The following is a 12,258-nucleotide window of genomic DNA, read 5'->3' as shown; positions in this document are numbered from 1 at the left end:
ATGGTCAAAGTAGCAACCCAGACACCGATTATCAGTCTCTTTTTGCTGATTTTATCCTTGGAAACATCTTTTATTCCTTCGATTGCTCTTAATCTTTCGGTAGTCGCATTTTGTATTCTCTTTATGCTCTATTACCGTCGATTTAAAGTATTGGCTTGGATGATTCTGCTTGCCATTTTGCCATCCTTTGCCAACTACTGGGCAGTTCATTTGCATGGTGATGTTTCCCAAGCAGTTATACTTGGTACCAGAGCTTTTGTGACCGTTTGTATCGGCCTTGTCTTTGTTTCCTCTATTTCCCTAAAAGAGCTTCTTTTATACTTGGCTCAAAAGGGGTTATCACGGTCATGGGCCTATGCCTTGATTGTGGTATTCAATTCCTTTCCCCTTATCCAGAAAGAAATCAAGTCCCTAAAGGAAGCTTGCTTATTACGCGGTCAAGAACTACATTTTTGGTCGCCCTTGATTTACAGTAAGGTTTTGATGACGGTCTTTAGATGGCGCCATCTTTACCTGAGAGCTCTATCGGCGCATGGATATGACGAACATGCACAGGTGAAGAATAGCTACCGGACTTTTTATATTCCTCAAAGGACAATATTCATCTACCTGCTGTTCTTTTTATTGCTTCAAACCAGTCTATTTTTATAAAGGAGTTATTATGGAATTTACAGATATTGCGATGGAATTATCTAAGGAAGCTTGGCAGGCTTCCTTTCATCATCCCTTTATTTTACAATTACAAGAGGGAAATTTAGAACCTGCCATTTTCCGATATTACCTGATTCAGGATGCCTACTATCTGAAGGCCTTCTCAGAAATCTATCACCTTTTGGCTGATAAGACTTCAAACCAAGAGATGAAAAGACTCTTGAAACAAAATGCTCAGAGTCTAGTGGAGGGTGAGTTATTTATCCGCCAACAATTTTTCAAGGAATTGGAAATCAGCGATCAGGAAATGGAGCAACATCCAATCGCTCCAACCTGTTATCATTACATTTCTCACATTTATCGGCAATTTGCAGAGCCAAACTTGGGCATTGCCTTTGCAAGTTTGCTACCTTGTCCTTGGTTATACCATGATATAGGCAAATCACTTAATCTTAAACCATCACCAAATCCTCTCTACCAACAATGGATTGAAACGTATACTACGGATGAGTTAGAGCAACAGATCAGAGAGGAAGAAGCTTTGGTCAATCAACTCTATCGAGAAAGTGACGAGACAGACAAGAAAAAAATGCTAGATGCCTTCCACATCAGTGTTCATATGGAAGCCAAGTTTTGGGAAATGGCCTACCAACACCAGACATGGAAGAGCGATTTACAGTCTTTAGAAAAAGGAGAAGAATAGAAGCATGAGAAAGCACCAATTACAAGTTCACAAATTAACCATTTTATCTATGATGATTGCCCTTGATGTAGTCCTTACGCCTATCTTTCGGATTGAGGGAATGGCACCGATGTCCAGTGTAGTCAATATTCTAGCGGGAATCATGATGGGACCTGTTTATGCTTTGGTTATGGCTACAGTGACAGCCTTTATCCGTATGACGACTCAAGGGATTCCGCCTTTAGCTCTCACAGGAGCGACTTTTGGAGCCCTTCTAGCAGGTCTCTTTTATAAGTATGGTCGAAAATTTTATTTTTCTGCCTTGGGAGAAATTTTGGGAACAGGTATTATTGGTTCTATTGTTTCCTATCCTGTTATGGTACTCTTTACAGGATCAGCTGCTAAGCTTAGCTGGTTTATCTACACTCCTCGATTTTTCGGAGCAACCTTGATTGGTACAGCGATTTCCTTTATTGCCTTTCGATTTTTAATCAAGCAGGAATTCTTTAAAAAAGTGCAGGGATATTTTTTTGATGAAAGGATAGACTGATGCAGGAATTGACAAATCCTTTTCCTATAGGCTCTAGTTCCCTCATTCACTGTATTACCAATGAGATTTCTTGTGAGATGCTAGCAAATGGGATTTTGGCTCTGGGATGCAAACCTGTCATGGCAGATGACCCCCGTGAGGTTCTTGATTTTACTAAGCAAAGCCAGGCATTCTTCATCAATTTGGGGCATTTGTCAGCTGAGAAGGAAAAAGCAATCCGTATGGCAGCTTCTTATGCAACTCAAGTTTCTCTCCCAATGGTAGTAGATGCGGTTGGCGTAACGGCTTCATCCATTCGTAAGAGCTTAGTTAAAGACCTTTTAGACTATAGACCCACGGTCCTTAAAGGAAACATGTCAGAAATTCGAAGTCTTGTTGGCTTAAAGCACCACGGCGTTGGTGTCGATGCGAGTGCTAAAGACCAAGAAACTGAGGATTTACTTCAAGTCTTGAAAGACTGGTGTCAGACCTATCCTGGTATGTCTTTCTTAGTTACTGGCCCCAAGGACCTCATCGTTTCGAAGAATCAGGTCGCTGTACTGGGAAATGGCTGTGCAGAATTAGACTGGATAACAGGGACAGGAGACTTGGTTGGAGCTTTAACAGCTGTTTTTCTCAGCCAAGAAAAGACTGCCTTTGAAGCTTCTTGCTTAGCAGTCTCTTATCTCAATATCGCTGCTGAGAGAATAGTTGTTCAAGGAATGGGATTGGAAGAATTTCGTTACCGAGTACTCAATCAGCTTTCGCTTCTAAGAAGAGATAAAAACTGGTTAGATGCCATCAAAGGAGATGTTTATGAATAGAGAAGCACTTAGACTATATCTGGTAACCAATCGCTATCAAGATTCCGTGGAAAGCTTTATTGAAAAGGTTGAGACGGCCTGCCGTTCAGGGGTTACCATAGTCCAATTACGAGAAAAAAATCTCACAACCAATCAATATTATCAACTGGCAAAACAAGTCAAGGAAATAACAGATGATTATCAGGTACCCTTGATCATCGATGATCGGTTGGATGTTTGTCTTGCGGTTGATGCTGCTGGTCTGCATATCGGAGACGATGAACTACCAGTTTCGGTTGCCCGACAAGTCTTGGGACCTGAAAAAATCCTCGGTGTAACTGCTAAAACAATAAAAAGAGCTCTGGAAGCAGAAACATCAGGTGCAGATTACTTGGGGACAGGAGCCATTTTCCCAACCACCACCAAGGAAAATGCGCCCATTACTCTGATATCGACCTTGAAAACAATTTGCCAAACGGTTGACATTCCAGTAGTTGCTATCGGAGGCTTGACTTCAGAGAACATTGACCAACTTATGGGCACGGGCATAGCTGGAGTAGCTGTAGTGCGTGATTTGATGCAGGCAGAAGATATAGAGGCAAAAACGCAAGTCTTTTTAACAAAGTTGCATGACATTATTTCCTAACTAATACTCAATGAAAATCAAAGAGCAAACTAGGAAGCTAGTCGCAGGTTGCTCAAAGCCCTGCCTTGAGGTTTTAGATAAGACTGACGAAGTCCGTTCAAAACAGTGTTTTGAGGTTGCAGATGGAAACTGACGTAGTTTGAAGAGATTTTCGAAGAGTATAAAAACTCTCTAATTCCCTTAAAGTGGGAACTAGAGAGTTTTTTTCTTAATCTTTAAAAGTTGTATGGTTGACTGGGCCAGAACCATGACCAAGTTGAGGAGCGTCTTGAATAGCTTTTGTGATAAAGGCCTTGGCCTTATCAACTGCCTGATAAAGGCTTTTTCCCTTGGCTAGTTCAGCCGTAATGACTGCAGCAAAGGTACATCCAGTACCATGGGTGTGACAGGTTTGAATTCGTGGACTTTCCCAGACAAATTGCTCATCCTTGGTAAAGAGGAAATCCTTGGCACCACCTTCGAGATGGCCGCCTTTGATAACAACAGACTGAGGACCAAACTCTTTTAAAATCAGGTGACCGGCACGCTGCATGTCTTCGGGGTCATGGATTGAAAAACCAACAATCTCTTCTGCCTCAGGAAGATTTGGCGTAATAATCGTTGCTAGAGGTAGTAAGTTTGTTTTGAGATAGTCTCTAGCACTTGAGTCGATCAAGGCATCTCCACTAGTCGCTACCATAACTGGATCTAAAACATAGGGACAATCCAGCTTTTTAAGATAGGGCTGGATGATTTCCATAATTTCGGTAGTTGCCAACATTCCAGTTTTTACAGCCTGAGGTGGAATATCCGAAAAGACACTGTCCAATTGGGCTTTCAACATTTGAGGAGAAACGTGCTCGATTAATTGAACGCCTCTGGTATTTTGAGCGACAAGACTGGTCACAACGGCCATTCCATAGACATCTCTCGCTTGGAATGACTTTAAATCAGCCATAATGCCAGCACCGCCACTTGGGTCAGTTCCTGCAATGGTCAAAGCAACGGGTAAATAAGTCATCTAAAACCTCCCAACCAACTGAAGTTTGTATTCTTAAGAACAAGCTAATCTGTTTCAGGAAGGTAATAGAAGACTGCTAGTCCCCATTATCATTTCCACTTCCATCAGCTAGCATTACCTAGATTGAGTCAGAGGGATCTAACGGTCGTTAATCTCAGCTTTACGCACCCCTAGTGGTTGTTTTCTTTTTTCTTTAGTATAGCATATTTTTATAGTTTATATAGTAAAATTTGATTGAAAATCCTTTATCATAGGGTTAAAATTCTATTTTTCAAAGAAAAGATTGATTTTATAGTTGACAAATGTAGATTTTAGAAGTATACTAATAACTGTAATTGACAAATGTAGATTTAGGAGGTGTGATTATGCAGATTTCAGATGCAGAATGGCAGGTCATGAAGATTATTTGGATGCAAGGAGAGCAGACCAGTACGGATTTGATCAGGGTTCTGGCGGAGAGGTTTGACTGGTCCAAGTCGACCATTCAGACTCTTTTGGCTCGTTTGGTTGAGAAAGAGTGTCTGACAAGGAAAAAAGAAGGCAAGTTCTTTGTCTATTCAGCCCTTTTAACTTTGGACCAAAGTCGGGATTTACTTGTTCAAGATATCAAGGACAAGGTTTGTTCTCGTAGGATTAAGAACTTGTTGGCTGATTTGATTGCTGAATGTGATTTTACTCAGGCTGACTTGGAATACTTGGAAGCTGTGATTTCTGAGAAGAAATCAAGCGCTGTAACAAAAGTAAAATGTAATTGTATGTAAAGGAGACGTCATGTTAAATAGTATTGTAACCATTATTTGTATTGCCCTTATCGCGTTTATCTTGTTTTGGTTTTTCAAAAAGCCTGAAAAATCTGGACAAAAGGCCCAGCAAAAAAAGGGCTACCAAGAGATTCGAGTGGAAGTCATGGGAGGCTATACGCCTGAGTTGATTATCCTCAAGAAATCAGTGCCAGCCCGTATTGTCTTTGACCGTAAGGACCCTTCACCCTGTCTAGACCAAATTGTTTTTCCAGACTTTGGTGTGCATGCGGACCTGCCTATGGGGGAAGAGTATGTAGTGGAAATCACACCTGAGCAGGCTGGAGAGTATGGTTTCTCTTGTGGCATGAATATGATGCACGGTAAGATGATTGTAGAATAGGAGAATGATATGACTGAAATTATAAAAGCAAATCTTGAAAATGGTGTTCAAAAAATCCGTATCACGGCAGACAAAGGCTACCATCCAGCCCACATTCAACTGCAAAAAGGAGTTCCTGCTGAGATCACCTTTCACCGTGTGACACCTTCAAACTGTTATAAGGAAATTCTGTTTGAAGAAGAAGGCATCTTGGAACCAATCGGCGTAGATGAGGAGAAAGTCATTCGTTTTACACCTCAAGAATTAGGTCAACATGAATTTTCTTGTGGCATGAAGATGCAAAAGGGGAGTTATACCGTAGTTGAGAAGACTCGAAAATCTCTATCACTTTTACAGCGTTTTTGGATTACCAGTATCTTCACTGTGCCTCTTGTGATTCTCATGATTGGAATGTCGACAGGAGGAATTAGTCACCAAGTCCTGCGTTGGGGCACCTTTTTAGCCACAACACCGATTATGCTAGTAGCAGGTGGTCCTTATATCCAAAGTGCTTGGGCTAGTTTTAAAAAGCACAATGCCAACATGGATACCTTGGTTGCTCTGGGAACCCTAGTGGCCTATTTCTATAGCTTAGTTGCCCTCTTTGCTGGTCTCCCCGTTTACTTTGAAAGTGCTGCATTTATCTTCTTCTTCGTTCTTATGGGAGCCGTTTTTGAGGAGAAAATGCGGAAAAATACTTCCCAAGCTGTGGAGAAATTACTTGATTTGCAGGCTAAAACTGCAGAAGTCTTGCGTGAGGATAACTATGTTCAAGTCCCTTTGGAGCAAGTCAAGGTAGGTGACCTGGTTCGAGTGCGTCCCGGTGAAAAGATTGCGGTTGATGGTGTCGTAGTAGAAGGTATCTCTAGTATTGATGAGTCTATGGTGACAGGTGAGAGTCTGCCTGTGGACAAGATAGTTGGAGATACTGTCATTGGCTCAACCATCAATAATAGTGGAACTCTTGTCTTTAGAGCAGAAAAAGTTGGTTCAGAGACTGTTTTGGCTCAGATTGTGGATTTTGTGAAGAAAGCTCAGACAAGTCGTGCGCCGATTCAGGACTTGACGGATAAGATTTCAGGGATTTTTGTCCCAGCAGTTGTCATTTTAGGGATTGTGACCTTTTGGGTTTGGTTCGTCTTGCTCAGGGATAGTGTAGTTGTGCTTGGAGCGAGCTTTGTGTCTTCGCTTCTCTATGGAGTAGCAGTTCTGATTATTGCCTGCCCTTGTGCATTGGGACTTGCAACACCGACAGCCCTTATGGTGGGGACAGGTCGCAGTGCCAAGATGGGGGTTCTCCTCAAAAATGGAACGGTTCTACAGGAAATCCAGAAAGTTCAAACTATTGTCTTTGATAAGACCGGGACTTTGACAGAAGGGAAACCTGTGGTAACAGATATCATCGGCGACGAAGCAGAAGTACTTGGATTGGCAGCTTCCTTGGAAGCAACTTCTCAACACCCACTGGCTGAGGCTATTGTTAAGCGAGCGAGTGAAGCTGGATTTGAGCTTCACACTGTTGAAAATTTCCAAGCCTCGCACGGAAAAGGTGTTTCAGGGAAAATCAATGGAAAACAAGTTTTACTTGGAAATGCTAAAATGCTGGATGGCATGAACATTTCTAGCACTTATCAAGATAAACTAGAAGAACTAGAAAAAGAAGCTAAGACAGTTGTGTTCTTAGCTGTTGACAATGAAATCAAAGGCTTGCTTGCTTTGCAAGATATTCCCAAGGAAAATGCCAAGCTTGCCATCAGTCAGTTGAAAAAACGTGGTCTTAAAACAGTCATGCTGACAGGAGATAATGTCGGTGTGGCGCGTGCTATTGCAGATCAGATTGGAATCGAAGAGGTCATTGCAGGTGTCTTACCAGAAGAAAAAGCCCATGAAATCCATAAACTACAAGCGGCTGGCAAAGTAGCCTTTGTTGGGGACGGTATCAATGATGCCCCTGCCCTCAGTGTAGCAGATGTGGGAATTGCTATGGGTGCTGGAACAGATATTGCCATCGAGTCAGCAGATTTGGTGTTGACAACTAATAACCTCCTAGGAGTGGTACGTGCCTTTGACATGAGTAAGAAAACCTTTAATCGAATTCTGCTCAATCTTTTCTGGGCCTTTATCTACAATGTCGCCGGAATTCCGATTGCAGCAGGAGTCTTTTCAGGTGTTGGACTGGCCCTCAATCCAGAACTAGCTGGTCTAGCCATGGCCTTTAGTTCTGTATCTGTTCTGACTAGTTCACTCTTACTAAACTTTAGTAAAATAGACTAAAAGTAATGACTAGATTTCTTTGTTATAAAACAGGAATGGCAGCATTTTCAAAACTGTATTAGAATAGAGAATAGAGAGTTTTGAGCAGATTTTTAGAAAAGTCAACATAAATATGATACAGTGGAATAGTAAAAGTTTGGAGAACGTTTCCAATTCTATGTAATCGTATTCTCCAAGTCTAAAAAAATTGAAGGAGAGTTATCACTATGACTCAAGGGAAAATTACTGCATCTGCAGCAATGCTTAACGTATTGAAAACATGGGGCGTAGACACAATCTACGGTATCCCATCAGGAACACTCAGCTCATTGATGGACGCTTTGGCTGAAGAAAAAGATATCCGCTTCTTGCAAGTTCGCCACGAAGAAACAGGTGCTCTTGCAGCGGTTATGCAAGCTAAATTCGGTGGCTCAATCGGGGTTGCAGTTGGTTCAGGTGGTCCAGGTGCGACTCACTTGATTAACGGTGTTTACGATGCAGCTATGGATAACACTCCATTCCTAGCGATCCTTGGATCACGTCCAGTTAACGAACTCAACATGGATGCTTTCCAAGAATTGAACCAAAACCCAATGTACAACGGTATCGCTGTATACAACAAACGTGTAGCTTACGCTGAGCAATTGCCAAAAGTTATTGACGAAGCTTGCCGTGCTGCAGTTTCTAAAAAAGGTCCAGCTGTTGTTGAAATCCCAGTAAACTTTGGTTTCCAAGAAATCGACGAAAACTCATACTATGGATCAGGTTCATACGAGCGTTCATTCATTGCTCCTGCCTTGAACGAAGTTGAAATCGACAAAGCTGTTGAAATCTTGAACAACGCTGAACGTCCAGTTATCTATGCTGGTTACGGTGGTGTTAAAGCTGGTGAAGTGATTACTGAATTGTCACGTAAAATCAAAGCACCAATCATCACAACTGGTAAAAACTTTGAAGCCTTTGAATGGAACTATGAAGGTTTGACAGGTTCTGCTTACCGTGTTGGTTGGAAACCAGCCAACGAAGTGGTCTTTGAAGCAGACACAGTTCTTTTCCTTGGTTCAAACTTCCCATTTGCTGAAGTTTACGAAGCATTCAAGAACACTGAAAAATTCATCCAAGTTGATATTGACCCTTACAAACTTGGTAAACGTCACGCCCTTGACGCTTCAATCCTTGGTGACGCAGGTCAAGCAGCTAAAGCTATCCTTGACAAAGTGAACCCAGTTGAATCTACTCCATGGTGGCGTGCAAACGTTAAGAACAACCAAAACTGGCGTGATTACATGAACAAACTCGAAGGTAAAACTGAGGGTGAATTGCAATTGTACCAAGTTTACAATGCAATCAACAAACATGCTGATCAAGATGCTATCTACTCAATCGACGTAGGTGACACTACTCAAACATCTACTCGTCACCTTCACATGACACCTAAGAACATGTGGCGTACATCTCCACTCTTTGCGACAATGGGTATTGCCCTTCCTGGTGGTATCGCTGCTAAGAAAGACAATCCAGATCGCCAAGTATGGAACATCATGGGTGACGGTGCATTCAATATGTGCTACCCAGACGTTATCACAAACGTTCAATACGACCTTCCAGTTATCAACGTTGTCTTCTCAAATGGTAAATATGCCTTCATCAAGGACAAATACGAAGACACAAACAAACACTTGTTTGGTTGTGACTTCTCTAATGCTGACTATGCGAAAATCGCTGAAGCGCAAGGTGCTGTAGGATTTACAGTTGACCGTATCGAAGACATCGATGCAGTTGTTGCAGAAGCTGTTAAATTGAACAAAGAAGGTAAAACTGTTGTGATCGATGCTCGCATCACTCCACACCGTCCACTTCCAGTAGAAGTACTTGAGTTGGATCCAAAACAACACTCAGAAGAAGCAATCAAAGCCTTCAAGGAAAAATACGAAGCAGAAGAACTCGTACCATTCCGTCTCTTCTTGGAAGAAGAAGGATTGCAATCACGCGCAATTAAATAATTTCTCTCGTCGAAAATCAAGTGTAAACTGTGTTATCTTCACCTCGCCGTACTCCAGTACTGCCTGCGGTTCGATACCTTGTTTATTCTTTGATTTTCATAGAGAGAAACTTGAAAAGATCGGAGCAATCCGGTCTTTTTATGGAGGAGAGTAAATGGATTTAAATCAATTAGATATTATCGTTTCAGATGTTCCCCAAGTCTGTGCTGACTTGGAGCATATCTTGGATAAAAAGGCAGATTATGCTGATGATGGTTTTGCTCAGTTTACTATTGGCAGTCACTGTTTGATGTTGTCCCAAAATCATTTGGTTCCTTTGGAAAATTTTCAGTCAGGAATCATTCTTCATATCGAGGTTGAGGATGTAGACCAGAATTACCAACGGTTGAAAGAGCTTGGTATCCAGATTGTAAACGGTCCAGCTGTAACCGATTGGGGAACAGAGTCCTTATTAGTTAAAGGTCCAGCTGGTCTAGTGCTTGATTTTTATCGTATGAAATAAGGTGCTTAGTCGTTTGACGTTAACCTTAGCTATTTTTAAAACAGAAATTGAGAATATGAACTATTGAAAAGATCGGAGCAATCCGGTCTTTTTAATATAAAGAAATTGCATATAAATAGTTGACAGCGTTTTCCTAAAATCTTATAATAAAAATATAACAGCAGAAAATAAGACTGATATGGAAAGGAGAAATATGATTAAACAGCTGTAGTAAGTGAATTTTCTTAATTCGTTAGGAGGAAAGAGATGCAAAAAAAGGATGTTTATCTAATCTGTATGACCATGATTATCTGTTCAATTATTATAGGTTTGATTGTAGGAAGTTTTATTTTGCATGGTCTTGAAGATATTGCAGCAATCATTAACCACGGCTTGCTGACAATCAATCAATCTATCCATTGATTGACAAGAGCTATTCATTTTTACATTTTATGGATTAAACAGATCGGAGTCATCCGGTCTGTTTCTTATCACAAGCTTGTGATAGTTCACATTTTTATAATAAAACTCTTAAAGTCTTGCTTATTTTTGTATTAAATTATAAAATAGAAAGTATAAAAGAATAAAAGAGGTTTTGAAAATGTCTGAAAAACAAATGAAAGTGTTGGGCTGGGCAGCGACCTTTATGTCTGTTATGATGTATGTATCATATTTCCCACAAATCATGAATAATCTTGCCGGTCAAAAAGGCAACTTCATTCAACCCCTAGTCGCAGCTATCAACTGTAGTCTCTGGGTTTACTATGGTCTTTTCAAGAAGGAAAGAGATATTCCACTTGCAGCTGCTAATGCACCAGGTATCGTTTTTGGCCTTGTGACGGCTATTACAGCTTTGATTTAAAAAGAAGACTGGTTTCAGTTTTGTTCGTTTATGAAAATAGATGCTTCATTAAAGTAATTTTTGAATGAGAGTTGAGGAAAAAAGTCCAGTGACAGCTAGCTTTACGAGAGTCTTTTATGTTCGTCTCTATCAAAGAAAAAAGTATATCGTTACTATTTTTACAAAATCTTCTCCCTACTTTATAAGATAGGAAAAAGAGTTCAATTCGAACTCTTTTTTTGCTATAATGAGGGGAGAAAAATCAGACAGGAGATCAAGATGTCAGAACCATTATTTTTACAATCAGTTATGCAAGAAAAAATCTGGGGTGGTACCAAGCTACGTGATGAGTTTGGCTACGATATCCCAAGTGAAAAAATCGGAGAATACTGGGCTATCTCAGCCCATCCAAATGGTGTCTCTAAAGTTGCCAATGGTCGTTTCGAGGGAACAGACCTGGCTACTTTATATGCAGAGCACCGTGAATTGTTTGGCAACCGTCCAGAGCCTGTATTTCCACTTTTGACCAAAATTCTCGATGCCAATGACTGGCTCAGTGTTCAAGTTCATCCAGATGATGCTTATGGACTCGAGCATGAAGGCGAGCTTGGAAAAACAGAGTGCTGGTACATCATCGCTGCGGATGAAGGTTCAGAGATTATCTACGGGCATAATGCCAAGTCAAAAGAAGAACTCCGCCAGCAAATCGAAGATAAAAACTGGGATGCCTTGCTGACAAAAGTACCAGTTAAGGCTGGAGATTTCTTCTATGTGCCAAGTGGAACTATGCACGCTATCGGTGCAGGCATCTTGATTCTTGAAACCCAACAGTCTAGTGATACTACCTATCGCGTTTATGACTTTGATCGCAAGGACGACAAGGGCAACTTGCGTGAACTTCACCTTGAAAAATCCATTGATGTCTTGAATATTGGTGAGCCTGCAAATAGCCGTCCTGTAACTGTTAAAGCAGATGATTTGCGTTCCACTCTCCTTGTATCCAATGATTTCTTTGCAGTTTACAAGTGGGAAATTACTGGAGAAGTTGACTTTGAAAAGACAGCTGACTACAGCTTGTTTAGTGTCTTAGCTGGTCAAGGTCAACTGACTGTTGACGGAAAAAACTATCCAATCCAAAAAGGCAGCCACTTTATCCTACCAAGTGATGTTGAAGCTTGGACTCTGGAAGGGCAAGATTTGGAATTGATTGTTAGCCATCCATAAAAAAGAAAGGGCCTGAGTTTACT

At 41.1% G+C, this 12,258-nt stretch carries 15 protein-coding genes and 1 riboswitch; of the genes, 14 read left to right on the top strand and 1 reads right to left on the bottom strand.

Annotated elements, in window-relative coordinates:
* Genes HT679_RS07095 through HT679_RS11580 form a run of 6 tightly spaced genes read left to right on the top strand, consistent with a single transcriptional unit; the run spans position 1 to position 3,444 of the window.
* Complete coding sequence (locus HT679_RS07095; RefSeq protein ID WP_173213782.1) at positions 1-651, top strand: energy-coupling factor transporter transmembrane component T; 651 nt, start codon at positions 1-3, stop codon at positions 649-651.
* A gap of 10 nt (positions 652-661) precedes the next feature.
* Positions 662-1,354, top strand: a complete 693-nt coding sequence (gene tenA, locus HT679_RS07090) for a thiaminase II (RefSeq protein ID WP_173213780.1) — start codon at positions 662-664, stop codon at positions 1,352-1,354.
* A gap of 4 nt (positions 1,355-1,358) precedes the next feature.
* A complete protein-coding gene (thiW, locus tag HT679_RS07085; RefSeq protein WP_125409352.1) occupies positions 1,359-1,883 on the top strand; it encodes an energy coupling factor transporter S component ThiW in 525 nt (174 codons plus the stop codon).
* Positions 1,883-2,686 (top strand): hydroxyethylthiazole kinase, encoded by an 804-nt coding sequence (locus tag HT679_RS07080; protein WP_173213778.1) that lies wholly within the window; start codon positions 1,883-1,885, stop codon positions 2,684-2,686. Before thiW ends, HT679_RS07080 begins: the two co-directional genes overlap by 1 nt.
* Entirely contained in the window at positions 2,679-3,311 is a 633-nt protein-coding gene (thiE, locus tag HT679_RS07075) for a thiamine phosphate synthase (protein WP_173213776.1), read from the top strand. The genes HT679_RS07080 and thiE overlap by 8 nt, the downstream gene beginning before the upstream one ends.
* A 10-nt stretch (positions 3,312-3,321) precedes the next feature.
* Complete coding sequence (locus HT679_RS11580) at positions 3,322-3,444, top strand: hypothetical protein (protein ID WP_262081728.1); 123 nt, start codon at positions 3,322-3,324, stop codon at positions 3,442-3,444.
* Between the two features lie 75 nt (positions 3,445-3,519).
* Here HT679_RS11580 and thiD read toward each other — a convergent pair whose 3' ends face one another.
* Positions 3,520-4,311 carry a bifunctional hydroxymethylpyrimidine kinase/phosphomethylpyrimidine kinase gene (thiD, locus tag HT679_RS07070; RefSeq protein WP_173213774.1) on the bottom strand — a complete coding sequence of 264 codons (792 nt, stop codon included), beginning with the start codon at positions 4,309-4,311 and terminating at the stop codon, positions 3,520-3,522.
* A gap of 83 nt (positions 4,312-4,394) precedes the next feature.
* Positions 4,395-4,493, bottom strand: a riboswitch (TPP riboswitch).
* Between the two features lie 183 nt (positions 4,494-4,676).
* Between thiD and HT679_RS07065 the strand changes: the two genes are divergently transcribed.
* From HT679_RS07065 to manA, 8 genes are all read left to right on the top strand, one after another.
* A complete protein-coding gene (locus HT679_RS07065) occupies positions 4,677-5,072 on the top strand; it encodes a CopY/TcrY family copper transport repressor (RefSeq protein ID WP_173213772.1) in 396 nt (131 codons plus the stop codon).
* 10 nt (positions 5,073-5,082) lie between these two features.
* A complete protein-coding gene (locus HT679_RS07060) occupies positions 5,083-5,454 on the top strand; it encodes a cupredoxin domain-containing protein (RefSeq protein ID WP_000935055.1) in 372 nt (123 codons plus the stop codon).
* 9 nt (positions 5,455-5,463) lie between these two features.
* Positions 5,464-7,707, top strand: coding sequence for a heavy metal translocating P-type ATPase (locus HT679_RS07055; protein ID WP_173213770.1), 2,244 nt, complete (start codon positions 5,464-5,466; stop codon positions 7,705-7,707).
* Positions 7,708-7,913: 206 nt separating this feature from the next.
* Positions 7,914-9,689 carry a pyruvate oxidase gene (gene spxB / locus HT679_RS07050; RefSeq protein WP_112443465.1) on the top strand — a complete coding sequence of 592 codons (1,776 nt, stop codon included), beginning with the start codon at positions 7,914-7,916 and terminating at the stop codon, positions 9,687-9,689.
* 154 nt (positions 9,690-9,843) lie between these two features.
* Complete coding sequence (locus HT679_RS07045) at positions 9,844-10,191, top strand: VOC family protein (RefSeq protein ID WP_173213768.1); 348 nt, start codon at positions 9,844-9,846, stop codon at positions 10,189-10,191.
* Positions 10,192-10,437: 246 nt separating this feature from the next.
* Positions 10,438-10,593: a hypothetical protein gene (locus HT679_RS07040; RefSeq protein ID WP_173213766.1), complete on the top strand. Its 156-nt coding sequence runs from the start codon at positions 10,438-10,440 to the stop codon at positions 10,591-10,593.
* 178 nt (positions 10,594-10,771) lie between these two features.
* Entirely contained in the window at positions 10,772-11,032 is a 261-nt protein-coding gene (locus HT679_RS07035; protein ID WP_004261618.1) for a SemiSWEET family transporter, read from the top strand.
* 258 nt (positions 11,033-11,290) lie between these two features.
* Positions 11,291-12,235 carry a mannose-6-phosphate isomerase, class I gene (gene manA / locus HT679_RS07030; protein WP_138700161.1) on the top strand — a complete coding sequence of 315 codons (945 nt, stop codon included), beginning with the start codon at positions 11,291-11,293 and terminating at the stop codon, positions 12,233-12,235.
* Positions 12,236-12,258: the final 23 nt, after the last annotated feature.

Origin of the sequence: Streptococcus sp. 4886 (genome assembly GCF_013276485.1) — a bacterium.
Taxonomy (GTDB): Bacteria; Bacillota; Bacilli; order Lactobacillales; family Streptococcaceae; genus Streptococcus.
The sequence above is the reverse complement of the archived record's forward strand: the minus strand, read 5'-3'. Positions and strand labels throughout refer to the sequence as shown.